Origin of the sequence: Peribacillus sp. NPDC096379 (assembly GCF_044762875.1) — a bacterium.
Classification (GTDB): Bacteria; Bacillota; Bacilli; order Bacillales; family DSM-1321; genus Peribacillus.
Genome location: NZ_JBIWFD010000005.1, coordinates 228,840 through 251,223, shown reverse-complemented (window position 1 = coordinate 251,223; position 22,384 = coordinate 228,840). Strand labels below are relative to the sequence as shown.

General features: G+C 34.3%; 27 protein-coding genes and 1 pseudogene. 23 read left to right on the top strand and 5 right to left on the bottom strand.

The window, feature by feature from the left end:
• Positions 1 to 455: 455 nt before the first annotated feature.
• The gene (locus ACIQZI_RS20715) at positions 456 to 890 is read left to right on the top strand and encodes an IS3 family transposase (protein WP_403076825.1); all 435 of its coding nucleotides are present in this window, start codon (positions 456 to 458) and stop codon (positions 888 to 890) included.
• Positions 891 to 1,126: 236 nt separating this feature from the next.
• Here ACIQZI_RS20715 and ACIQZI_RS20710 read toward each other — a convergent pair whose 3' ends face one another.
• Genes ACIQZI_RS20710 through ACIQZI_RS20700 form a run of 3 tightly spaced genes read right to left on the bottom strand, consistent with a single transcriptional unit; the run spans position 1,127 to position 4,158 of the window.
• Positions 1,127 to 2,269 (bottom strand): DHHW family protein, encoded by a 1,143-nt coding sequence (locus ACIQZI_RS20710; protein WP_403076796.1) that lies wholly within the window; start codon positions 2,267 to 2,269, stop codon positions 1,127 to 1,129.
• Between the two features lie 14 nt (positions 2,270 to 2,283).
• On the bottom strand, positions 2,284 to 3,669 hold the full coding sequence (locus ACIQZI_RS20705; RefSeq protein WP_403076793.1) for an MBOAT family O-acyltransferase: 1,386 nt from the start codon (positions 3,667 to 3,669) through the stop codon (positions 2,284 to 2,286).
• A gap of 6 nt (positions 3,670 to 3,675) precedes the next feature.
• A complete protein-coding gene (locus ACIQZI_RS20700; protein WP_403076789.1) occupies positions 3,676 to 4,158 on the bottom strand; it encodes a DUF4358 domain-containing protein in 483 nt (160 codons plus the stop codon).
• A gap of 480 nt (positions 4,159 to 4,638) precedes the next feature.
• On the opposite strand from ACIQZI_RS20700, the gene ACIQZI_RS20695 reads away from it, so the two are divergent.
• From ACIQZI_RS20695 to ACIQZI_RS20685, 3 genes are all read left to right on the top strand, one after another.
• Positions 4,639 to 5,253: a hypothetical protein gene (locus ACIQZI_RS20695; RefSeq protein WP_403076785.1), complete on the top strand. Its 615-nt coding sequence runs from the start codon at positions 4,639 to 4,641 to the stop codon at positions 5,251 to 5,253.
• A 452-nt stretch (positions 5,254 to 5,705) separates the two neighbouring features.
• Positions 5,706 to 6,365 (top strand): MBL fold metallo-hydrolase, encoded by a 660-nt coding sequence (locus ACIQZI_RS20690; protein ID WP_403076782.1) that lies wholly within the window; start codon positions 5,706 to 5,708, stop codon positions 6,363 to 6,365.
• A 240-nt stretch (positions 6,366 to 6,605) separates the two neighbouring features.
• On the top strand, positions 6,606 to 6,896 hold the full coding sequence (locus tag ACIQZI_RS20685; RefSeq protein ID WP_403076779.1) for a DUF5316 domain-containing protein: 291 nt from the start codon (positions 6,606 to 6,608) through the stop codon (positions 6,894 to 6,896).
• 219 nt (positions 6,897 to 7,115) lie between these two features.
• Here the strand turns inward: ACIQZI_RS20685 and ACIQZI_RS20680 are convergent, their stop codons facing one another.
• Positions 7,116 to 7,451, bottom strand: a complete 336-nt coding sequence (locus tag ACIQZI_RS20680) for a nitrite reductase (RefSeq protein ID WP_403076776.1) — start codon at positions 7,449 to 7,451, stop codon at positions 7,116 to 7,118.
• A 331-nt stretch (positions 7,452 to 7,782) separates the two neighbouring features.
• Here ACIQZI_RS20680 and ACIQZI_RS20675 point away from each other — a divergent pair, with 331 nt between their 5' ends.
• From ACIQZI_RS20675 to ACIQZI_RS20660, 4 genes are all read left to right on the top strand, one after another.
• Positions 7,783 to 8,343, top strand: coding sequence for a GrpB family protein (locus tag ACIQZI_RS20675; RefSeq protein WP_403076773.1), 561 nt, complete (start codon positions 7,783 to 7,785; stop codon positions 8,341 to 8,343).
• Between the two features lie 315 nt (positions 8,344 to 8,658).
• Complete coding sequence (locus ACIQZI_RS20670; protein WP_403076771.1) at positions 8,659 to 9,231, top strand: TetR/AcrR family transcriptional regulator; 573 nt, start codon at positions 8,659 to 8,661, stop codon at positions 9,229 to 9,231.
• 40 nt (positions 9,232 to 9,271) lie between these two features.
• Complete coding sequence (locus tag ACIQZI_RS20665) at positions 9,272 to 10,714, top strand: DHA2 family efflux MFS transporter permease subunit (protein WP_403076769.1); 1,443 nt, start codon at positions 9,272 to 9,274, stop codon at positions 10,712 to 10,714.
• Between the two features lie 151 nt (positions 10,715 to 10,865).
• The gene (locus tag ACIQZI_RS20660; protein WP_403076767.1) at positions 10,866 to 11,330 is read left to right on the top strand and encodes a hypothetical protein; all 465 of its coding nucleotides are present in this window, start codon (positions 10,866 to 10,868) and stop codon (positions 11,328 to 11,330) included.
• A 452-nt stretch (positions 11,331 to 11,782) separates the two neighbouring features.
• Here ACIQZI_RS20660 and ACIQZI_RS20655 read toward each other — a convergent pair whose 3' ends face one another.
• Entirely contained in the window at positions 11,783 to 12,643 is an 861-nt protein-coding gene (locus tag ACIQZI_RS20655) for an aldo/keto reductase (protein ID WP_403076764.1), read from the bottom strand.
• Between the two features lie 118 nt (positions 12,644 to 12,761).
• Between ACIQZI_RS20655 and ACIQZI_RS20650 the strand changes: the two genes are divergently transcribed.
• The 15 genes and pseudogenes from ACIQZI_RS20650 to ACIQZI_RS20580 form a co-directional block, all read left to right on the top strand.
• Positions 12,762 to 13,169, top strand: a complete 408-nt coding sequence (locus tag ACIQZI_RS20650; RefSeq protein WP_403076761.1) for a MerR family transcriptional regulator — start codon at positions 12,762 to 12,764, stop codon at positions 13,167 to 13,169.
• Positions 13,170 to 13,800: 631 nt separating this feature from the next.
• The gene (locus tag ACIQZI_RS20645; RefSeq protein WP_403076758.1) at positions 13,801 to 14,127 is read left to right on the top strand and encodes a nucleoside triphosphate pyrophosphohydrolase family protein; all 327 of its coding nucleotides are present in this window, start codon (positions 13,801 to 13,803) and stop codon (positions 14,125 to 14,127) included.
• Positions 14,128 to 14,484: 357 nt separating this feature from the next.
• On the top strand, positions 14,485 to 14,775 hold the full coding sequence (locus ACIQZI_RS20640) for a TIGR04104 family putative zinc finger protein (RefSeq protein WP_403076756.1): 291 nt from the start codon (positions 14,485 to 14,487) through the stop codon (positions 14,773 to 14,775).
• A gap of 178 nt (positions 14,776 to 14,953) precedes the next feature.
• Entirely contained in the window at positions 14,954 to 15,466 is a 513-nt protein-coding gene (locus ACIQZI_RS20635) for a hypothetical protein (protein ID WP_403076753.1), read from the top strand.
• A 94-nt stretch (positions 15,467 to 15,560) separates the two neighbouring features.
• Positions 15,561 to 15,755, top strand: coding sequence for a DUF6366 family protein (locus tag ACIQZI_RS20630; protein ID WP_403076750.1), 195 nt, complete (start codon positions 15,561 to 15,563; stop codon positions 15,753 to 15,755).
• An 86-nt stretch (positions 15,756 to 15,841) separates the two neighbouring features.
• Positions 15,842 to 15,994 (top strand): hypothetical protein, encoded by a 153-nt coding sequence (locus tag ACIQZI_RS20625; protein WP_403076748.1) that lies wholly within the window; start codon positions 15,842 to 15,844, stop codon positions 15,992 to 15,994.
• Between the two features lie 219 nt (positions 15,995 to 16,213).
• Positions 16,214 to 16,600, top strand: coding sequence for a DUF5071 domain-containing protein (locus ACIQZI_RS20620; RefSeq protein ID WP_403076745.1), 387 nt, complete (start codon positions 16,214 to 16,216; stop codon positions 16,598 to 16,600).
• Positions 16,601 to 16,743: 143 nt separating this feature from the next.
• Positions 16,744 to 17,217 carry a hypothetical protein gene (locus ACIQZI_RS20615; RefSeq protein ID WP_403076742.1) on the top strand — a complete coding sequence of 158 codons (474 nt, stop codon included), beginning with the start codon at positions 16,744 to 16,746 and terminating at the stop codon, positions 17,215 to 17,217.
• A gap of 382 nt (positions 17,218 to 17,599) precedes the next feature.
• Positions 17,600 to 18,103, top strand: coding sequence for a DinB family protein (locus ACIQZI_RS20610; protein ID WP_403076740.1), 504 nt, complete (start codon positions 17,600 to 17,602; stop codon positions 18,101 to 18,103).
• A 250-nt stretch (positions 18,104 to 18,353) separates the two neighbouring features.
• Positions 18,354 to 18,494, top strand: a complete 141-nt coding sequence (locus ACIQZI_RS20605) for a hypothetical protein (RefSeq protein WP_403076738.1) — start codon at positions 18,354 to 18,356, stop codon at positions 18,492 to 18,494.
• A 314-nt stretch (positions 18,495 to 18,808) separates the two neighbouring features.
• A complete protein-coding gene (locus tag ACIQZI_RS20600; protein ID WP_403076736.1) occupies positions 18,809 to 20,005 on the top strand; it encodes a macrolide family glycosyltransferase in 1,197 nt (398 codons plus the stop codon).
• A gap of 274 nt (positions 20,006 to 20,279) precedes the next feature.
• Positions 20,280 to 20,714 (top strand): hypothetical protein, encoded by a 435-nt coding sequence (locus ACIQZI_RS20595; RefSeq protein WP_403076733.1) that lies wholly within the window; start codon positions 20,280 to 20,282, stop codon positions 20,712 to 20,714.
• A gap of 303 nt (positions 20,715 to 21,017) precedes the next feature.
• A complete protein-coding gene (locus ACIQZI_RS20590) occupies positions 21,018 to 21,158 on the top strand; it encodes a hypothetical protein (RefSeq protein ID WP_403076731.1) in 141 nt (46 codons plus the stop codon).
• A 249-nt stretch (positions 21,159 to 21,407) separates the two neighbouring features.
• Positions 21,408 to 21,566 (top strand): hypothetical protein, encoded by a 159-nt coding sequence (locus ACIQZI_RS20585; protein ID WP_403076728.1) that lies wholly within the window; start codon positions 21,408 to 21,410, stop codon positions 21,564 to 21,566.
• A 526-nt stretch (positions 21,567 to 22,092) separates the two neighbouring features.
• Positions 22,093 to 22,327, top strand: a pseudogene (locus ACIQZI_RS20580) (transposase domain-containing protein); the annotation flags it as partial.
• Positions 22,328 to 22,384: the final 57 nt, after the last annotated feature.

The following is a 22,384-nucleotide window of genomic DNA, read 5'->3' as shown; positions in this document are numbered from 1 at the left end:
TTTACATTAGGGAACCTCTCATCTCCCAAGTTGACACTTCCCTAGAGAACGTTGCGAAAGCAACGTTCTTTTTATTTTCTCTTTTATAACTTTTACTTACAAAAAAATCCTTGTTGAACTAATGGGGAGCTTTAGTGAAAGAGGAAGGTGCATAAAACACCCCTTTTTTATAAAGCTATCAGGCTTCTTCAGAAGCCAAAAATGTGGATTCATCAACCATGTATAAACGATAAATAGGGACCATTCGGCCCCCCTTGAGCACCAAGGGGGGATATTTCGGAAGTTCCGAAAATTGGTCTTATGTTAACGTACTTGAAGGTCATACGTATTTCACATGGAATCATACATATATGAGTTTGAGTGAAATGAGGGTGAACAATCTATGAGTGTAGATCAAAAAGCATCCATACGAAGCATTTTAGAAGGATTAGCACAAGAAGGAGTAAAGACAGGTGATGTGGCTAAAACGCCAAGATAACCCAACAGATAAGGAGTTGGATGATCAATCCATTGTAACTAAGATTATTAAATGCCAACAAGATCCTGATATTAATTGGAGCTACGGTTACCCAAGAGTTCAAACTTGGCTTAAAAAGATGTATGGTTTGAAAGTTAATCATAAGAGAATTTATCGTTTAATGAAAGCGAATGGAATTCAAGCGAAGATACGGGAAAAGAAGTGGAAGCACTTTGGACGAAAAGAAAAATATGTCGTTTCAGAGAACTATTTAAACAGGGTATTTTTACATATCCCCTCGAAAAGGTTTATTAAGAGGAAAACAACGTATGTCAAAACATATACAATACTATTTACATGTTTTGACATACGTTGTATTTATGAAATGAAAAAAACACGTTTAACAGCATATTTCAAAAGGTATACTTTTTGAAAGGCTTTTCCTAAACTCAATTGGATCAAGGGATACGGCTTATTAAACATTTTCGGGGCGTTGTGCAAAAATACCCAAATTGAACAAAGATTAAAATGATAAACAAGAGAAATGTGACGACACACTTCTCACATGCAACTTCTACAATTAAGGCGTTAGTTATCTGAACTACTTTTTTTGCTAAAGTCAGTGAAGGGTAGTTTTCTTATATTTATTAAATACGTTTCTACTATTTTCTACTTATTTAACTTCAAAAGCGCTTCATCTTCAACTAAAGTAGCTGTGTTAAATAAAAACAGCACGTCATTGATACCATTTTCGGACAAATACTCAGTAATGCTGCCATTATAATAGCGAAGGTCGATCACATGAATTTCTGATACATGGTTGGTGAGGAATGGGATTAAATTATGCGCATAAGAATCCTTAATGACTAACAGCTTATCTTGTTCGATCTGCTGTGGGGCAAGCTCTGTAGTAAGCTTCATTAGCGCATGGACCCCACCTAAAAAATAGGAATACTGATCCTTCTTGGTAAGAAAGCTCTTATCATATATACTTGTCACAGTTTGATCCGTATCCGTGATATACATCTCTGTCTTTAGTGGGGCACGTGGTATATATACTTGGATCGTATCTGGTGTTAAACCATTAAATTGACTTCTTGTATGATAGCTTCCTAGAAACGAATCGCTGACTGTTTCAATTAGAAATTTTTTCTGCGAAAGAGGATGCCATCCCTTATGTTCTGCATAAGCAACATAGGCCAAATATGCTCCATATGTCGACCAATGATGATCTGTCCGATAATAAATCGGTTCAGTTGCATGTGGTTCCAAAAAATCAAAGCCATTCATAAAGTTTATTTTGTTCCGCAAATGCGCTTCGATATATTGATTTACCTTTTTCTGTGGATACGACGGTGCTAACCACGGTAACCGTTCCGGATAAAGACCAACCGATGTGGGTGCAAGCATGAAAGTCATTTTCGCCCCTGGATGGTTACTAGCAAATTGATTTACCGCCTCTACGTATTGCTGAACTTTCGTATAATCAGGCTTTAAAAACTTTTCGAATAGATATCCATCATTCCCTTTATAAATTCCGTGATTCTCTTGTTGCAAACGGTATTTTTCCGCAGTTGATTTTATCCATAACCACTTGTCACGAAAAGGAAAGTGATCCGTTACAAAGCCCTCCGCCTCTTCGGCATATTTCTTCGAAATTAAATTATCCCATGTTAGATGTGGAGCAGCTTGTAAATATCTATTTTCTAGTTCGGAGAAACGTTGATGAGGCAAAAGAAAAAAGAGTAGAGCGATTAGAAACATCGTACTGACAAATCCCATTACTAATAATCGCTCTGCTTTTTGTTTCAAGTTTTTCTACCTCCCTAAAAACGAAAATATAAAAATGGATTAAAAGTGGCGTCCACCAAATAGGCTACAGAAAAAAAGTAAAGGAATCCATACCAAACAAGATGAACTATCGACAATTCATTGGTTCTTAGCCATGGCTTTATAGGTAATGAAGAGATGATTAATACTAGGAATAGCACCGCGTTTGTATAAAAAAAGTACACTGTCTCATTATTCCAAAGTGATTGGCCGTTGATTCCCCACATAGCAGCTAAATAACCAACAATCAAGGAAGGCTGGTCAAAGGCGAACAGTACCCATCCAATTAAAATGAGGACGATTGTATAAAGGTGTCTTGTCCATCGTGGCAAGTGAAAAAGAAACGTTAAGCCCCACCATTTTTCAAAAATAAGGATGACAGCAAAATACAACCCCCACAATATAAAATTCCAACTTGCTCCATGCCAAAATCCCGTAAGTATCCAAACAATCAGGATATTACGCATTTGAATAGTTAACCCTCGGCGATTGCCACCAAGTGGAATATAAACATATTCGCGAAACCAACTGCTTAGCGAGATATGCCATCTTCTCCAGAAATCGGTAATGCTCTGTGCAATATACGGCTTGTTAAAATTCTCGTTAAATCGAAAGCCAAACATAAGACCAAGCCCAATAGCCATATCGGAATAACCACTAAAATCAAAATAAATTTGGAAGGCAAATGCAATGATGCCTAGCCAGGCCGTTAACACAGGCATCGACGCTGGACTAGAGTTCGAGATGGCATCCCAAAGCAAGCCGATATTGTTCGCAAGTAGCACCTTCTTTGCGAGTCCAATTGTAAATCTACGAACCCCTTCTGCGAACATCTTCATATTTTTTGATCGCTGCTGTAGCTGTTCAGCAATCGTGCTATATTTCACAATTGGCCCTGCCACTAATTGTGGAAACAGGGCGACATATGTGCCAAAGTCAATCCAATTCCGTTGTGCTTTCGCTGTTCCTCTATATACATCAATAATGTAAGAGATCGATTGAAATGTGTAAAAGGAAATTCCAATGGGTAGAGGAAGTTTGGCTAAAGGAATATTCGTACCGATTAACGCATTGACATTCTGAATTAAAAAATCAGCATATTTAAAATAAGATAACAGCATGATGTTCACGATAACGGAACATATAACAATACCCTTTCTTTTTAACGAGGACATATTTGGTTTATCAAGTAGTAAACCGAAACTATAGTCCATAAGCGTAGACACTAATATAATCACGATGTAAACTGGCTCGCCCCATGCATAAAAAATAAGGCTCATTAAAAATAATATTAGATTTCTAATACTTCGTGGTGAGCAATAATAAAGCGTTAGAACTGCCGGCAAAAATACGAATAGGAAGAGAAGGCTACTAAATACCATAGCCGTCTACTTTTGTTTGAAGAAGCTATCGTAAACTTTTATTATCTCGTCTGCTTTATCGGAAATAACCAATAACACATAATTTCCTTTTGTAATTAGTCTATAGTTTTTGGCATTTTCGTATTGATCCGGAAGATAATGCTCGAATTGCTTCATCACATTTTCTGCTCGTTGTTTTGCTGCTGCTTTAACGTCCGCGACATCTTTCGCATCCTTCACTTTTAAAATTGCAATTTCATTTGTTTTTACGTTCATCATTGGCACTCGAATTGAAAAATCCTCAAGCTTCTTGGGATCTATTTTGTATAGGTCCTTCAGTTCTTCTGCTGATAACTCCATTTGAGCTGGTTCCTGGACTTTTTTCACCATTTGGTCTGCCATCTCTTTTGCAGACTGTTTCACTTCTATTGTAGAAGATTTATCTACAGAACAAGCTGAAACCACAATCGCTAACATTATAGTTAACATAATAATTATTATTTTCTTCATCTGATATACTCCTTTTTCTAATTGTGATTACAACGTGATTAGACGTCGATAGTCTACTAAAGTTACGTAAAAAACTATTTTCAATCATAAATTTTTGTGCTTATGGAGATAGTTTACTTCATTTATGATAGGACATACAATCTTTCCCGTTTTTACTGATTAAAAATATCCATAAAAATTTATCAAAATGAAAAATCGAGGAAACAGGAGATCGCGCTTTTCATTTCTGACCCCTATTTTCGCGTTATTTCCCAAGCCAAAAATCCCGATATAAGGCCAAAAATGGACGAATACCGGGATTGACTTGAAAAGTAACTTCCTAAAACTAACTTTATGTTAACTAGATTTGTATAGAGTATTCATGTGATACTTTAAGGCCTTGTTCAATTAAAGGGCCATTTAACGGAGTAATGCTTATTGTGAAAATGGAGGGGATTTGAAATAATTAAATGAAACATTGGTTAATTGGGGGAGTAAAAGATGCGAAATTTTAAAGGGTATTGTTTGTTTATAATTTTCACCTTGTTGCTAACAGGGTGTACCGGTGTAGAGAAAGAAAAACCGTCATCAAATACGAAAATAACCATTGAGTCATATAACATGAGTGAAAAGGAAAAACTGCTCATTAGCAAGACTGGTGTAGGGCAAATTGAATTTTTTAGGCTGAATGGCACTCTTAAGGAAGATGATAATTTGCAATTTTCTGTGGAGGAATTTGAAAACGGTAAGTTTAAAAAGGAGTTGCAAAATATTTCAGATGGACCGAAAGCAAAATTTAAAAACAGCCTCATTTCTTTTGGAATAAGTGGTATCGAAGATGAAGGTCATTCTTTAAAGCTGTTAACTGGCGTACCATCTGGACTTACTACAACGGAGTATTCAAATAATATGACAATGTCTTCTTTTAGTAAGTTAATAGGCGAAAAGATTACTTTAGAAAAAAATAAACCTGCATATTTAGTAGCATGGTTAGGCACTACTAAAAACAGTTTGCGTTCTGTTGAAAGCGAAAATGGCGAATTACCTACAGGTATTGAAGAAGCCGAGATTGCACTTTTATACAAAGTTTTATGGACCGATAAAGAAAAGAAATAACTTCTGTTTTGTTAAACAATCGGGCGCTTTAATTGAACAAGCAGCTAAAAGGATCTTCCAACCGAAGATCCTTTTTCAGTACCTATAAGCGTGATTATGTTAAGTGCCTTAAGGTACTCTTTTCAATGTACGAAAGTATATAAAATCATACATTCGGAAAAATCCTTTCTTCAATTAAGGGGGAAGGTTAGTTGAAGAGTGCTGTTCGATCGTTGTTCCACAAACCGGAAGGATTGTAGAACAACAGCAGGAACTTTTGTGAAGCAAGTCGAAGTTAATAGCATGCTTATGTTATTCAATTAACTTGCAGGTTAGTGTGGCAATGAGTAATTAGTGATACTACGTAATGTAGTATTTTACGTACAAAATCAGCTTTACTCTTTCAACCTTTTTGTGTAATTAAACCCATTTTTCCGCATAGATAAAATCTAATTATAAAGGAGCCTAAAGTTATGGAAATTTCTAAGGGAGTAGAGATGCTCCAGCTTGAATTTCATGGAAATGCTATTCATCCAATTCTTTTATGGGATCAAGAAACGGCTGTTTTAATAGACACAGGATTCCCTGGACAAATTGAAGATTTACGTGTGGCAATGAATAAGGTAAGAGTGTCGTTCGACAAACTAAAAGTTGTGATTTTGACGCATCAGGATATAGATCATATAGGGAGTCTTCCTGAGATATTACAGGAGTGTGGAAATAATATTAAAGTATATGCTCATGATCTGGATAAGCCTTATATTCAAGGGGATTTACCTCTTTTGAAAGATGGGCACCTAGATACCCCCCAAAAGGGCAAAGTAGACGATACCTTGAAAGACGGTCAAGAATTGCCGTATTGCGGCGGGATTCGTGTCATCCATACTCCTGGGCATACTCCTGGCCATATCAGCATATTTTTGAAACAAAGTAAAACACTCATTGCCGGGGATGCGATGTACAGCGTAAACGGAATTATTGGGGGGATTCATGCTCCAACCACACTTGATATAAAGGTGGCTCGACTCTCTTTGAAGAAATATTTAGACCTCGACATTGAATCTGTGGTTTGTTACCACGGAGGATTAAGTAAGGTAAATATTAATGATCAGATTCAAAAGGTAATTTCATAATAAATTTCTAAAACCCTCTTCAACTATCGGGCGCTTAAGTGGAATAAGAAAGTATAAAAGGATCCTTCTATTGAAAGATCTTTTTTTATTGCCAATAAGGTCAATTATCGTGGCTAAATTACAGTCAATGTACAAAAATATGCAAAATCATACATTCGAAAAGACTCCTTCTTCAACTATTAACTTAGTAAATAAAACCTATGAAATACTTAGTCATATAAATAAACAAGGAGGGATAAGTTGAGGTATTTTCTTATAGGAATTATTCTATCCATAATAGGTGTCTTAGTATCTTTAGTTGTGTGGGGAATGGATAAGGCTTATTTCATTCCTGGTGGTATTGGATTTTTTTTTATCGGAATATCAATGATTTTTTCAGGTTCAATGGTAAGTGGAGACCAAATGAGAGCTAACTTTGCAACGGAATCTGTTGAAGATAGGCGTAAACGAAATAGTGTTACTTTTCGTTCAGCTTTGATTGGAATACCTAATCTTGTTATGGCGTTCTTTTGTTACTTTTTCTTGAACTAAAAGGTGCTTTGATTCAACAGCGTGACCACCAATTTGGTGGTCTTTTCAATGTACGAAAATATCTTAAATCATACATTCAGAAAAAAACCTTCTTCAACTGTGTAGTAACAAGAAAGTTGTTTAATTTGCAATGTAAATTACTTTTTCCATGCTAAAAATTTAACAATAAAGTCGTTTAAAGTTGTGCTACAATCGCGCCCGATTGTGGAATAAACTATTCTACTTATTCTTTATACGAAGTTCAGCTACTTCTTCTAATAAATGAATAAACCTTTCTTGTTCCCTCTTACTCCTTTTAAGTCGGTTTACGCGAATAGAACTTTCTAAATACTTTCTTACTTTAAGGCTTACAAAAAAAGAGCGATGATGTTGTTCATTTTCATACAATTTTTCAAACCATGAGAACTGTTTTAATTTTTCTATATTCTTTTCGATTTTATCTGTTTTTAAGCCTGTACGTCCACCACTAACAAGATCAGTACTGGATACTAGGCTAAGTAAAATTGCGAATAAAGCGATAATAAGAGAACCTAACACTCTCCAAAATTTTTTCATATACATCTCCCTAAGAATATTATGACCAGTTTATCATTGCTTTAATTATTGTTGTATTTAATAATGCTAAACCTTCACAATTTCAATCACTTTTTTACATGAGTACTTGATAACGTTCCTCCAAAATCTGGCCCTTTAATGGAATAGTGTGACTAGAATTTTTAAACATCTTTATTGTAAATGTAACGATTTTATTTGTAATTAAACAACTTTATCGTCACTCAACATCAACTAACGAAGCAGTTTAGTGGAAGAAGGATTTCTTTTATTACTTGACGAAGTTTAATTTTTTCAAAGTAAAAATCTGAAAGGTTTTGGAGGGTATGTCTAGATGTCAGTAAAGGATAATAATCTGACTGGTATTGAAATATTTCCTTACGATGAAAAATGGGAAAAAACATTTCAATCAATAGAAGATGTTCTGAAAAGTAATTTGGGCGATTTAATAATATGTGTGGAACACGTTGGAAGTACATCGGTAAAAGGACTTAGAGCGAAACCAATTCTAGATATAGACGTTGTAATAGAAGATTATAGCGTTCTCCCTGCTGTTATAAAAAGTCTCCAAAAGATAGGATATTATCATCAAGAGAATTGGAGTTTTGAGGGGAGAGAAGCCTTTGGAAGAAAAGACAAATTAGTTCCTTGGGATGGAAAAAATCCAAATTGGATGGAACATCACCTATATGTGTGTAATAAAGATAGTACAGAATTAGCTAGACATCTATTATTTCGAAATTATCTTCGTAACAATCCAGAGGCAGTTGCTGAATATGAACAGTTAAAAAATGACTTGGCGATGACTGCAAAAGACCGAGCTAATTATACCGAGAGTAAAACTAAATTTGTAACTAAGATTTTAGAGAAAGCAATAGGTAATATCAGTAGTTAGGACTGTTACAACTTCTTTTTCTGTTCTAATTATGTTTGTGAAGGATTGTACTTAAAGTAAAGGGGTGCTTTAATTCAACAACGTGACCACCAAATTGGTGGTTTTTTCAATGTACGAAACTATGCAAAATCATACATTCGAGATTATCATCCAAAAATACTTAATAGTAATCCTATACTTATCTAATTAGCCCAGAAATGAACTTAGACCAAACATAATCATTCTATTTTACTGTTTAACTTAATTGACATTTAAAGGGGGGGACATTAATATTAGTTGACCGGTCGTTATAATTATAGGGAGAGGGATAATGATATGACAAACAAAAACAAGGCCAAAGACGATATTATCGAGACTGCTTCTCGTTTTTTTCGATTACATGGATATTATGGTGTAGGACTTAGCGAGATCATTAAGGAGAGTGGCACTGCTAAAGGCTCGCTATATTATTATTTCCCTGAAGGCAAAGAAGAATTAGCTATTGCAGCTATTAATCATACTAAAGAATTTGTTGTTAATAAGATTCGGGAGAGTACAGAAGGAATTGAGGACCCTGTTCAAGCTATCCAAGCTCATATTTACCAATTGTCCGAGGAGTTTAGTAAAGAATCTATATTAGGGTTGCCAATAGGAACTATCGCGGGTGAAACATCCTTAACAAATGATCCTATACGACTTGCTTGTAAGTCTGCTTTCGAGGATTGGAAATCGCTCTATATAGAGAAGTTAATTGCTTCGGGCTACAGTGATAAACAGTCAAAGGATTTAGCTTTAGTGATTATCGCTATGATAGAGGGGGGAATACTGCTTTGTCTTACAAACAAATCAGGAGAACCACTGCGAACCATAGCAGAACAAATACCGTTATTGCTAAAGAAAGAAAAGTAATGATAAAAAGGATAACGAACTTAGAAAAGAGGATGTATTAATGTCAGCAACTGCAGCACAGCAAAACAAACAAGTTATCAAAACGACCCCTATCTTGATATCCTTTTTAATCGCAGGGTTCATCGGATTATTTAGTGAAACAGCTCTAAATATGGCACTTGGAGATTTAATACAGATATTTAATGTTGGCTCTTCCACAATTCAATGGCTGACAACAGGTTATCTATTGACCTTGGGGATATTAGTTCCTGTTTCTGGTCTATTGCTTCAGTGGTTCAATACTCGCCAATTATTTATCGCCTCATTGGTGTTCTCTATTATCGGAACGCTAATCGCAGCACTAGCACCAAGTTTCGGCATATTACTGCTAGCTCGTGTTATTCAGGCAATAGGAACTGGTTTATTGTTGCCTCTTATGTTTAATACCATTTTAGTGATTTTCCCGATTCATAGAAGAGGAGCAATTATGGGTCTGATGGGGTTAGTCATTATGTTTGCTCCGGCTGTCGGACCAACGATTTCAGGTTTAATTATTGGAAATCTTAATTGGCACTGGATTTTCTGGGTTTGCTTGCCGTTTCTTGTTATCGCCCTACTATGCGGAATAAAGTATATGCAAAATGTCTCTACGATCACCAAACCTAAAATTGATGTTCTATCCATTATTTTATCGACCATTGGTTTTGGCGGAATCGTTTATGGCTTCAGTAGCGCAGGTGAATATGGGTGGGGAAGCACCATCGTTATATCCACAATTGCTGTAGGCCTTGTAGCACTAGTTTTATTCTCTCTAAGACAACTTAAAATGAAAGAACCGATGCTTGATTTACGTGTTTTTAAGTATCCTATGTTTACTATGGGTTTACTTTCCGTATTTGCTACATTTATGGTTATCATGTCTTCAGCGATTCTTTTGCCTTTGTATTTGCAAACGAGTTTGGCCTTAACTGCGTTTTCAGCCGGACTTGTGCTCTTACCAGGTGGTGTATTAAACGGTATTATGTCACCTGTAACTGGGCGTATTTTTGATAAATATGGGCCAAGAAGGCTTGTTCTACCGGGCTTTATTATTATGATTGTCATGTTAGGACTTCTGTCGAACATTACAACAACAACATCTATTATCATGGTTATTATTATGCATAGCTTATTGATGATCGGCGTTTCTATGGTAATGATGCCTTCACAGACAAACGGACTAAATCAATTACCCAAAAATCTCTATCCGGATGGCACAGCTTTGATGAATACTCTTCAACAAGTATCTGGAGCAATTGGTACGGCTGTTGCAATGACAATCATGTCAGCTTCACAGAAAGCGTATTTAGGAAGTGTGATAAATCCATCTGACACTTCAAATATTAGAGCCTCTTTAGCAGCTGGTGTTCAAGAGGCATTCATTTTTGGATTGATAGTTGCAATAGTTGGACTAATTTTTTCTATCTTTATAAAATCATCTCAAAGTAAAACATCATCTGATTGATCAGATGATGAAGGCCACCAATTTGGTGGCCTTTTAAATGTACGATTCTATCTAAAATCATACATTCAGAAAACATCTTCTTCAAAGGGGCAGGTTAGTGCAATAAGATGCTAAAATCAAAATAGGAACTTTTAGTTTGGAGGTAATCAGTATGGATTTTGGCAAACAGTGTTCTGCTGATCTGGAGAAGTTGGCTGGAGGACATAGGGGTGATAATAGTTTGTATTTCACTCTAGAAGAAATTAACCAGCTACCCAGTATTATAAAGCGTCTTAACTATATTGACGATTTAGTAATAAGTCCCTTCCATATTACTGATAGTTCAGTGATGGAGGCTTATTGGTGTACCCTTTCAATTAAGACTGTAAATCAGGTTCAGGATAAATATATAGTGCTTTTAAGCGAGGCGGGTAAAAGCAGACTGGAAGAAATAGAAGACCACTATATTGAACAATGGGATTATACTTATTATGAAATTCTAAAGGACGATATAAAAGGGTTTATTGAGAGTTTAAATCGCTATGTAACTTATATGGATAGGCGAGAAAATTCACTTAGAGAAGAATATGATGAACCTAATCATAATAATCAAGGTATTTATTATGAAATTTGGTAGATTCTTATTGAGCTAACGGGAGCAATAGGGTCAAAAGGCTGTCAAATGATGGACTTTTTAATGTGCGAATTTATACAAAATCATACATTTGAAAAGACCCCTTCTTCAACTAAAGGGGCAGGTTAGCTTAATAAGAATATGTTACTATTTTTTGTTAAGTTAAATATAGATAATGTAACATCTACAGATTAGGTGAGAAAAGAAATAGGAGCAATATTGATGAAGAAACTATCGATAACTATGTTTATCATTTAAAAGATTGTTCTCTGAAGAATAATTCTTCAGAGAATAATCCTAAATCGAGATATTTATAATGAGAGGATGATAACATTGATCGCTCAACTTTTAATCGAATGATTAGTTTTCTATACCCCGGTCACTCGATTTTTGATTGACCGATTCACGAGCTGTAGCGTTAATAAAGGTGAACGTTCTTTTTTATGTTAAAGATATTAAAATTGATCTTTTCTTTCTTCTATCATTTGTCTAAACCAATCAACAGTTTCTGGAGTTTGATGGTCAAAAAATAGGCTTGTTTTCGTATCTAAAGTAGCGATTTTATCCATATCTTCCTTTGATAATCTAAAATCAAATATTTCAAAGTTCTCTTTCATACGTTCTACCTGAGAAGATTTTGCCAAAGCAACAACATCTCTTTGCATAAGCCATCTTAAAATAATTTGTGCAACAGATTTATTGTATTTATCAGCAATTTCTTTTAGTACAGGATTTTGGAACATATTATTTTTCCCTTCACCGAAAGGAGCCCACGCTTCTATCTGAATATTACGCTCAATCATATTTTGCTGTGCCTGAATCTGTTGATGTAATGGATTTGTTTCTACTTGATTTATCTGCGGAGTAACTTTATTAAAGGCTGCAATATCAGCTAATCTATCTGGAGAAAAGTTACTAACTCCAATCGCTCTAATTTTTCCCTGTTCATATAAATCTTGCAGTGCACGATATGCACCATAATAATCACTGTATGGCTGATGAAGCAGAACCAAGTCGATATAATCAACTTTTAACTTCTGCATAGACTTTAATACAGACTGTTTTGCTTTTTCATAACCGTAATTGTCAATCCATACCTTTGTAGTAATAAACAATTCTTCTCTCGATACACCACACTTACTTATTGCGTTTCCGACTTCTTCTTCGTTAAAATAAGATTGTGCTGTATCAATGTGTCTGTAACCTACTGTAATTGCATCAAGTACACATTTTTCACATTCTTCCTTTGGAATCTGAAATACCCCGAAACCTAGCTTTGGCATATTTACACCATTATTCAATTTTACATATTCCATAGTCTATTCCTCCTTAACTGAACTTGCTTTTTTAAGTACAATAAAAGTATATTACCCGGTAGTAACTACCGGTCAATATCTATTTTTAACTTCTGGACTGTTTAAATAGGAGGTTTTTATGTATTCAATGAAAGAAGTATGTAAGCAAGTAGGAATGACCTATGAAACACTAAAATTTTACTGCAATGAAGGACTGATACCTAATGTAAAAAGAGATAAGCGCAACTATAGAGTTTTTGATGACAAGGATGTTGCGTGGGTAAAAAGTCTATCCTGTCTGAAAAAATGTGGAATGAGTATTAAGGAAATGAAAGAATATCTTAATTTATGTTTAATAGGAGAATCATCCATATCGAAAAGAAAAAGCATACTGGAATTTAAGAAAAAAGCGTTGCTGGAGAAATTGCAGGAGATTGAAGAATCTATTGATTATATTGATATGAAACAGCAATTTTATGATGATGTTCTAAGTAATAAAATTCAATATGAGAGTAACCTAATAAGTAAAAATGAACTATCACATTAATTTATTAAGAGAGTCACGATGTTTGTAAAAAAGATAGGACGATTATAGAAAAGTTGAGTTGTTGTTTCCTTAAATTAATTCTCTAAGGTTTGTTTTATTTAACTAATCTTTATAATATCCTATAAATAAATTCACTTGAAGAAACGGGGCAGCATTCCTGTAATGAATGCATAAATTTATATAAAATCAATGTAGATTGTGAATAAATGTACTTAAACTATCAGGCTTCTTTAGAAGCCGAAAATGTTGATTCATCAACCATGATAAAATTATGTATAAACGAGTAAAATGGACCATTCAGAACCCCTTGAGCGCCAAGGGGTTTTATGTTTCTGAACTTCCGAGAGTTCACTTTATGTTAACTAGATTTGTATAGAGTATTCATGTAATACTTCAAGGCCTTGTTCAATTAAAGGGTCATATTGTTGCATAACAAGTGGTAAGAAAATTATAAATTGTGAGGATTTTCACTTAAACTAACGGGTAGAATAGTTGAAGAAATTATTTTTGTGTTTCCATTTAGATTAAGGTTACAATATGAATGCGAACGTATGTTTTAGAGGGAGAGAAGAAGCCCTTACCAATCCGCAAACAGGTGAACAATAAATGTCTATAAAAGAAAGGAAACAAAATGAAAAATATTAATTTTAGTGAAGCCGTTGAACGTTCTATACAATTAAGAAAAGTCTACCATAGTTTAGAACGACAGTATCATGAAAAAGAATGGACAGTAGAAGAAGATGCGTTAGCTTTCCTGACAGATGCTGGTTTGGTCGGTCGTCTAACAATGTCTCAACAGGGTCGTTGGCCAACAAATGGAGAAACTGCATCTGAACTTGAACATAAGATTGGTGAATGCATGTGGTGGTTGATTATTTTGGCTGAACGTATGAATATTGATAGCAGTGAAGCATTGGAAAAATTCTTAACCAAAACTGAAAAAAAATTAGGGGATTGAGATAATAAACCTGTTGAACTAATGGGGGCTTTAGTATAAAAACAATTATCGATTTTGACTGTAAAGGACGTACCTTAGTTATTCCATAAAAGGGAGCTTTAATTGAACAAGCAGCTAAAAGGACCTTCCGACGAAGATCCTTTTTCATTACCGATAAAGGTGATTATGTTAAGTGCCTTAAGGTACTCTTTTCAATGTACGAAAGTATGCAAAATCATACATTCAAAAAAATCTTTATTTAACTAAGAAGCAGGTTAATTCAATAAAATCGGAAAATATTAAATGGAATATAAGTGTTAAAATGGAATTATACGCTAAGGTTTTAATTAGCAAAATCAAATTTTAAGGAGGGTTAGTTTGCAAAAATGTGAAAACTGTAACTCACAATTTAGCTGGAGTAAAATCTTCAAATCCTTTTTTTGGTGGACATATAAGCCAATTGAATGTGACAACTGTGGTAGTGAACATAAGATAACCATTTTGGGTATAAGCACAGTTGCAGTCATATCTATTTTGCCAATATGGATATTTGGTTTTTTTCTTCCTCGTTTCGATAACATCTTTGTTATGCCTGGCATAGGAGTTCTTATAGGATTTATTGGTTTTTTCTGTACACCATATGTTGTTCGATACAAAAAGGTATTGTGAGGAATTATATTTAAACAAGCGTGTGCTTAGTTGAAGAAAAAGACCGCCAATATGCGGTCTTTTTAATGTACGAAAATATCTAAAATCATACATTCAGAAAAATCCCTTGAAGGCAGGATTGTTGAACAAGGAAATGATAAAATGGAATTATATAGAAAAGTAGAAGGGCGTCTGATAAATGAAAAAAGTCTTTGCAATTCTTTTCATTCTTTTGCTAACTGGGTGTAATTCAAATGGTGCAGTTGAAAAATTAAAAGAAGAATATCCCAAAACGATAAAAGAAGTGGCTGAGAAACTACCTGGCAAAATACAAGAAGAGTTAGCAGTACCGACAGAATTACCTTTTGCTGTTGAAAATGTGGTTTTACGTTTCGATGCGAACCCTCCCGGAGACCCAAAAGGAGATATTTTTAATACTGAATTTATGTATGGAGGAGAAGATGTAAATCTTCATATCACTACTTATCACTATAAAAATACAACTTTTTCTTCTGATGATAAACAATTCAAGACAGTAAAATTAAAGAACGACATAAAGGCTCTTATAGAAGGAGATGACGAGAATACGAAAGAAATTCGTTGGGAAAAAGACGGACTTTATTATTCAATAATGCTTATTAAATCTCCAAAAAACGAGAAGAAATACACGATCGAAGATATTGTAAAGATTGCCGATTCGATGGAATATTAAATGAGAAACTAAGAAGCATTCTCCTGAAGGAGAACCCGTTACCCTCCTGGGAGTAAAGCTTATTCAGCTAATGGTCGCTTAAGGGGGGAACTCTATGAGCCAAGATGAACAAGATAAAATAAAAAATAAAGAACGTCAAAAAAATCCAATGGGCAATTTAGCTGACGCTGTTAACCATTCTATGGTTGGTGATCCTGGGGCATTAGCGAGAGGTGGTTGTCTTACAAAGATTTTGATTTTAATAATTATTATTGCTGGATTTTTTATTCTTTCACACTGTTCGTCTTGAACTAAAGGGGTAGATTAATTGTAAATATTGTATTAAAAGGGTAATTAAGTTAAAATTAAAGGAGTGTTTTGTTGCGAGGTGTTTATATGGGCAAGAATAAATGGATAGATTTATCGGGATTCGTTGTAGTTGGAATTATTATAATTGCTCTTTTTATTTATAATTGGCTAGAATCCACAAAATACCAACCTCAAGAAGTTATTAAAGTAACAAATTATCAATCTAAAGAAATTAGATAAAAACAACTGGAAATAATATTTACTAGTTTTAGTTATTAAGCTAACGGATGCTTTAAATTAACAACACGACCACCAAATTGGTGGTCTTTTCAATGTACGAAACTATGCAAAATCATACATTCAGAAAAATTCCTTCTTCAACTAAGGGACAGGTTAGTTCAATAAAGATTGATATAATAAATAGATTGCCACGTATAAAAAGCTAATGGAGTGATAAATATGGAAAGCTTTGAAGGCCTCCTGCCAAGAAATCAATATGATGTCGATTGGGTTGAAAAAATAAAAAAACTAGATAGAAATAAAATCTTGCCTTTATTGCCTGATCTCCTAGTATTTACTCAAGATATGAACTGGCCAGTTGCACCAAGTGTATTGGAAATTCTATTAACTTTCCCCATGGAAATTGTCCCCCATGTCCAAGATGTTTTATCTTCAGATGATGATAACTGGAAGTGGTTTATTCTGCACTATTTGGTTATTGAATTACCAGTAGAGTCAAGAGTCCAGTTTAAAGAGTATTTAACAAAAGTGGCCGAAACACCAACACAAAATGAACTCGCAGAAGAACTTGATAAAATAGCAAAAGAAATTTTAAAAATAAAATAATCTCTTCTTCAACTGTTTGTGGCAATTAAAAAATGTGGGTTTCGGCAGTATACATAAGTTGATTGTCAAATACATCAACTAACGTGGCAGTATAATTTACATACTATAAAAAAGAAAAGAGTAGTTAAAGTTAGGAGTATTAAATGAAAAAATTAACCTTGTTATTATTTGGAGATAAAATTCCTCCACATCGCCATTTGCATAAACTATCAAATAAATTTATTAATATTTTCCTTAAAGAACGTGAAAAAGAAACGTTTAGAGAATCCGATTATTATGAAATAATTGTTGAAGAACATTACTTGGGAGATGAGCAACGAGAATATATACATGCCCCTGTCATTCCTGTACACAAAGATTTTTTACATCAAATTGAAACCATTTATGCGAATTTAAATGCTGAGATGATTCTTTGCACGATGCAACATGAACATCCTATTGTACATATCAATAATATTAAATACGAAGGATATTGTTATTATGGTAAAAATTCAAATGAAAAGATTCTTTTTTTCGATACTGACATAGAGCAATTAAAAAAGTCTTTCATAAGGATGCCAAAAGAAGCAAACGCAGAACGGGTTATGAAAAATTGGTTAAATAAAGCCAAAATATAAAAGACTTTATGAATAAATCCACTTAAACTAACGGGTTCTTTAGTGAAAGAAGAAATTGCATAAAACACCCCTTTTTTATGCAGCTACCAGGCTTCTTCAGAAGCCGAAAATGTTGATTCATCAACCATGTATAAAATCATGTATAAACGATAAAGATGGACCATTCGAAACCCCTTGAGCACCAAGGGGTTTTATATTTCGGAACTTCCGATAGTTGACTTTATATTAACTAGGTTTGTATATGGTATTCACTCGATCCTTCTGAATCATCTTCAACTAACAGTGGTTAGTTAAGAAGGAAATTTGAGATATAAGAACAAATGTTTTATAATGTATCTCCAGCAATAAATAATCCATTCGATGGATTTTGGAGGAATTATATATGTATGTAACGATTTCAGACTTTATTAAAGAATGGAATAGGGAAGCTATGCTAACTCAAAACGTTTTGAATGGTTTGACAGATGAATCTTTAAAACAACAAGTTTATCCAGAAGGTCGGACTCTGGGAAGAATTGCGTGGCATTTAACAGCAAGTATTCCAGATTATTTAGCTCATTTCGAGCTGAATATTGATGGAGTAGAAAATACAGAAAGTGTCCCAACTTTAGCAAAAGAAATTACTGAAACCTTTAAAGAGGTAAGTTCTCACGCAGCCCAAATCATTGAACAACAATGGACGGACAAATCCTTAGAACAAATACAAGAGGCATTTGGAAGACAGGAATCAAATGCTCAAATACTAATGGGACTAATCAAGCATATTGTTCATCATCGTGGTCAAATTACCGTTCTGATGCGTCAAGCAGGATTAAAACCGTTTGGGGTTTATGGACCACCAAAAGAAGATTGGATTCATTTAGGTGTGGAAAATCCACCACTATAATAATATTGTGCTAACGTCGTGCGTTAATTGAAACAGCTGCTAAAAGGATCTTTAATTTAAAGATCCTTTTTTCAATGCCGATAAGGAATTTTATGTTAACTAGAAATAAATAGGATATGCAATTTTAATTATTAGGATTAATTTACCTTATAACCCATGTATTTCCGTTGTGGATTATAAGAAATAACTGTTACTTTTTATATAAATGGAATTGTAAAGTAAAACACTTCCAATTCCAGGGAGGTTAATCATGGAAAATAAACAATTAGATGAAAAATGGCTTCTATTAGTCAAAGAGTTAATAGAATCTGGAGTATCTAAAGAAGATTTTAAAGCATTTATAGAATTGAAAAAACTTGAAAAAGAAAATCAAAAGAGGTTGGGTACCTAAAGGGCACTCAACCTCTTTAATTTCCGATAATTGACTTTATGTTAACTAGATTTGTATAGAGTATTCATTTCTAGATCAGAATTCACCTGTTGAAGAAGCTGAATTCATACATAAGTTGTTTGGAATGGCATCATAACTCACAAGTTAGCATGTTAATATAGGTTCTATTTTCTTATCAAATTATTTTCGCACTAGAACCAAAGTCTCCTTATAGACAAGTATGATGGTTTATATTGGATAAATATAAGAATGGTACTATATCATGAAAAGAGATTGAGTGATTTATATGTTATTGGAAAGGGGAATGAAAGCTAATGAATGTATTAATAATAAACTTTCCAGCTGAGGGCCATGTTAATCCGACTCTTGGTGTAGTAAAAGCTTTAATTGATCGTGGAGATTCTGTTTATTACGTAACCACTGAAGAATTTAAAGAGAGAATTGAAGGTTTGGGTGCGAATGTATATCTTCATCCAAATCATTTAAAGGGACTCACACCTCAAAAATTTACTAGTATCCATGAATTTATGCAAGTTCATTTAAAACTTTCCTATGATATTTTGACTGTTGTTCAAGAATTAGCTGATTCCATACCATTTGATTATGTGTATCATGATACGTTTGGTGCGGGACTGCTGATCAAAGACTATTTAAACCTTCCTTCTATCTCTTCATCATCTTCCTTCGCTATGCCTCAGGAGCAATTCCTGAAAATGCTAGAAAGTGGCAAAGGTATTCCTCTAAATCCATCGCTGGAAATAGAGAAGGAAAATTCGACTATAACGGAACGGATCCAGGAACGTTTCGGTGTGAAGGTAAAGCACCCCTTCCAATTTATGATGAATACTTCTGATTTGAATATTGTCTATACAAGCAGAGAGTTTCAAGCAGGTGGAGAATATATGGATGATTCATATGTATTTATCGGTCCTTCCATCACAAAACGGGTGCAAATATATGATTTTCCATTAGAGGAACTGAAAGACCAGAAAGTACTGTATATTTCAATGGGTACCATCTTGCAAGGATTTGAATCTTTCTTTCAAACCTGCGTAGAGGCTTTTAGAGATTTTGAGGGGAAAGTCATATTTTCAGTGGGCATGGCTACTGATTTAGCCATGCTGCAGCCTTTGCCGGAAAACTTTATTGTACGTAGATATTTACCACAGCTTGAAGTTTTAAAGCATACGGACGTCTTCATTACTCATGGAGGGATGAATAGTACGAGCGAGGCTCTCTATTATGAAGTGCCCCTTGTCGTCATCCCTCAGACCTCAGATCAGCCTATGATCGCTAGTCGATTAGAGGAACTTCAAGCTGGGTTTAGAATTGATCCACATGAAGTAAGCGTAGAAAAGTTACAAGAATCCGTTCAACAGGTATTGTCCAATCCTACTTATCGGGAAAATACTAAGAAGTTGAGTAATAGCTTTAAAAAAGCAGGTGGAGCAAAAGAAGCTCTAACGGCTATAGATGAGTACTTAAAAAAGGTAAGTTCGGGTATCTTCTAAGGCATATAAGGGGTTTAGTCAGAAAAATAGTCGATTGACATATGAATCACTCCCAGAAGAGATTATCGAAGTAACAGGTCAATTGAATCATCAAAAGGATCTTCGTTTTCGTTGAAGATCCTTTTTCATTTCCTATAAAGATGATTATGTAAACTCTTTTTGAGATAAAATAAGAGGAGTTTTTTAATCTAGCTTATTAAGCTACTGGCAGGTTAGTTTAAGTAGAATTATCATTTGGTAATATTACCATTCAATTGTTATAGGAAGTGAAAAGATGATCTTTTATTATTTCTTGCTCATAGTAGGAGCTTTATCAGTAATAGGCGCAGTATTTGTTTTTTTTGCTATGTATGTTGATAAAGAATATTCATTATTAGATGTAGGTAAATGCTTAGGAAGCTTTGTATTTGGTGTTTTTCTTTTAGCTGTTACCCTCCCAAGCCTAAAATATATTGTGCTGAAGGAATATGATGTCGTTAGTGGAAAATGTGTTATCGAAATAGATTCATCAGGTCGTTCTTCAATGGCGGACTTTAACATGCTCGATACAGATGAACTGTTTACTTTCAATGATATTCCTGCACTTGATGCTTATGGAAAGTCAATCCCTTATTATTGTAAGGTGACAGTTACAAAGGACCATATGTTTGAAATTGGTTACAAAATATATGATGCCAAAACAAGAAAGTTAATATTAACAAGCCCGTAGCCGTGTACACAGTGGTAAATGATAAAAGAGGCAATTACCTTTTTATCATTGATAGAAATTTTTCATTTGTGAAGAAATGCACTTAAACTATCGGCTGCTTGAATTCAACAACGCGACCACCAATTTGGTGGTCTTTTCAATGTACGAAAATAACTAAAATCATACATTTGAAAAGACTCCTTCTTCAACTAATGAAGCAGTTTAACACAATAATGTAGTTGGTTTTTCATGGTAAGATAAACAAAAAAATGATATAAGGAGGATTAGTTTGTGTAAATTAAGAAAGAGTTGGTTGGTAAAGCTATGATTGAATTAATTGTGGGTATTGCATTAGTGATTATTTTATTCACATCAACGTCAATGATAGAAAAACACTTAAAAGATTTAAAGCAGCAAAATGAACAAATCTTAAATGAGTTAAAGAAATTAAATAATCGATCATAAACGAAAATCCCCTCGACCAATTAAGGCGGGGGGATTTTTTATGCAAAAAGTTTGGTGAATGCATTTACTCCTGCTATTTCATGCGTGAAGCCTTTCACGGCTGCCCATGTTCCATTCCCATAAATAATACCTATTTAATTATTTATCACAACCTATAACATGTGATTATGTTAACGTACTTGAAGGTCATACGTATTTCACATGGAATCATACATATCTGAGTTTGAGTGAAATGAGGGTGAACAATCTATGAGTGTAGATCAAAAAGCATCCATACGAAGCATTTTAGAAGGATTAGCACAAGAAGGAGTAAAGACAGGTGATGTGGCTAAACAAATACCTGGCATAAGTGAAAAAACATTTAGACATGCATTTATAAAGGAGGAACTAACTACTTGCGTGGGCTAATTAATAGTATGTTTGAAACTAATAAAGTGACATAAATATGTATGAATCAAAAACCCACAGAGTACTTTGATAAGGATTTTCACTTTGATGTCGAAACTTGCGTTCTATTAATAGTAGTAAATGTAAGCGTTTTCTATTATAATGATAATGGGTTGGATGGCATGTGTGGCCGTCATAGTATCTGGCGTAGGTGGGGCCGATACCAGGGAGAGGGCTTAGATGAAATGTCCTTTTTTATTAGTTTAAAACTAGCATTTTTTATGAAGTTGAGAGGTTTCTTCAGAAGACGAAAATGCTGATGTACCAACGATATATAAAATCATGCATAAATAATAAAAATAAAAGACATTAAACCCTTTGGTACTCGAGGGGTTTTTGGTATGGTTACTTCCTGAAATTGCGATTATGTAAACTCTTCTTGAAATAAAATAAGAGGGTTCTGGTGCAAAAATTTCAGCTAACTTGAAATCAATCTCTAAATCTTGGACATACTGATACTACTAAACTAAAAAGGACGTGTATCGGTATGAAAAAACCAGTAGAATTCAAATGGAAACATTATCAGCCTGACATTATTTTATTAACGGTAAAGTCTCAGTTTTCGTGATTTGGTGGAATTGATGGAGGAACGAGGCTTATCCATGGCTCACACAACGATTATGCGTTGGGTACATCAATATGGGCCTGAATTAGATGAAAGAGTACGGCGTCATCTTAAGTTAACCAATGACTCCTGGAGAGTAGATGAAACCTATGTGAAAAGTCATCCTTAATAACTATGCGAATAACAATTAGACGAAATGTATAAGATAAGAGCA

Excerpts from the sequence above, each read along its gene's own strand:
- ACIQZI_RS20715 (WP_403076825.1), top strand. The coding sequence starts at position 456 with ATGTGGCTAAAACGCCAAGATAACCCAACAGATAAGGAGTTGGATGAT.
- ACIQZI_RS20670 (WP_403076771.1), top strand. The coding sequence starts at position 8,659 with ATGACAAACAAAAACAAGGCCAAAGACGATATTATCGAGACTGCTTCT.
- ACIQZI_RS20705 (WP_403076793.1), bottom strand. The coding sequence starts at position 3,669 with ATGGTATTTAGTAGCCTTCTCTTCCTATTCGTATTTTTGCCGGCAGTT.
- ACIQZI_RS20645 (WP_403076758.1), top strand. The coding sequence starts at position 13,801 with ATGAAAAATATTAATTTTAGTGAAGCCGTTGAACGTTCTATACAATTA.
- ACIQZI_RS20665 (WP_403076769.1), top strand. The coding sequence starts at position 9,272 with ATGTCAGCAACTGCAGCACAGCAAAACAAACAAGTTATCAAAACGACC.
- ACIQZI_RS20600 (WP_403076736.1), top strand. The coding sequence starts at position 18,809 with ATGAATGTATTAATAATAAACTTTCCAGCTGAGGGCCATGTTAATCCG.
- ACIQZI_RS20590 (WP_403076731.1), top strand. The coding sequence starts at position 21,018 with ATGATTGAATTAATTGTGGGTATTGCATTAGTGATTATTTTATTCACA.
- ACIQZI_RS20585 (WP_403076728.1), top strand. The coding sequence starts at position 21,408 with ATGAGTGTAGATCAAAAAGCATCCATACGAAGCATTTTAGAAGGATTA.
- ACIQZI_RS20620 (WP_403076745.1), top strand. The coding sequence starts at position 16,214 with ATGGAAAGCTTTGAAGGCCTCCTGCCAAGAAATCAATATGATGTCGAT.
- ACIQZI_RS20655 (WP_403076764.1), bottom strand. The coding sequence starts at position 12,643 with ATGGAATATGTAAAATTGAATAATGGTGTAAATATGCCAAAGCTAGGT.
- ACIQZI_RS20675 (WP_403076773.1), top strand. The coding sequence starts at position 7,783 with ATGTCAGTAAAGGATAATAATCTGACTGGTATTGAAATATTTCCTTAC.
- ACIQZI_RS20635 (WP_403076753.1), top strand. The coding sequence starts at position 14,954 with ATGAAAAAAGTCTTTGCAATTCTTTTCATTCTTTTGCTAACTGGGTGT.
- ACIQZI_RS20690 (WP_403076782.1), top strand. The coding sequence starts at position 5,706 with ATGGAAATTTCTAAGGGAGTAGAGATGCTCCAGCTTGAATTTCATGGA.
- ACIQZI_RS20660 (WP_403076767.1), top strand. The coding sequence starts at position 10,866 with ATGGATTTTGGCAAACAGTGTTCTGCTGATCTGGAGAAGTTGGCTGGA.
- ACIQZI_RS20615 (WP_403076742.1), top strand. The coding sequence starts at position 16,744 with ATGAAAAAATTAACCTTGTTATTATTTGGAGATAAAATTCCTCCACAT.
- ACIQZI_RS20630 (WP_403076750.1), top strand. The coding sequence starts at position 15,561 with ATGAGCCAAGATGAACAAGATAAAATAAAAAATAAAGAACGTCAAAAA.
- ACIQZI_RS20605 (WP_403076738.1), top strand. The coding sequence starts at position 18,354 with ATGGAAAATAAACAATTAGATGAAAAATGGCTTCTATTAGTCAAAGAG.
- ACIQZI_RS20680 (WP_403076776.1), bottom strand. The coding sequence starts at position 7,451 with ATGAAAAAATTTTGGAGAGTGTTAGGTTCTCTTATTATCGCTTTATTC.
- ACIQZI_RS20595 (WP_403076733.1), top strand. The coding sequence starts at position 20,280 with ATGATCTTTTATTATTTCTTGCTCATAGTAGGAGCTTTATCAGTAATA.
- ACIQZI_RS20625 (WP_403076748.1), top strand. The coding sequence starts at position 15,842 with ATGGGCAAGAATAAATGGATAGATTTATCGGGATTCGTTGTAGTTGGA.
- ACIQZI_RS20700 (WP_403076789.1), bottom strand. The coding sequence starts at position 4,158 with ATGAAGAAAATAATAATTATTATGTTAACTATAATGTTAGCGATTGTG.
- ACIQZI_RS20610 (WP_403076740.1), top strand. The coding sequence starts at position 17,600 with ATGTATGTAACGATTTCAGACTTTATTAAAGAATGGAATAGGGAAGCT.
- ACIQZI_RS20695 (WP_403076785.1), top strand. The coding sequence starts at position 4,639 with ATGCGAAATTTTAAAGGGTATTGTTTGTTTATAATTTTCACCTTGTTG.
- ACIQZI_RS20650 (WP_403076761.1), top strand. The coding sequence starts at position 12,762 with ATGTATTCAATGAAAGAAGTATGTAAGCAAGTAGGAATGACCTATGAA.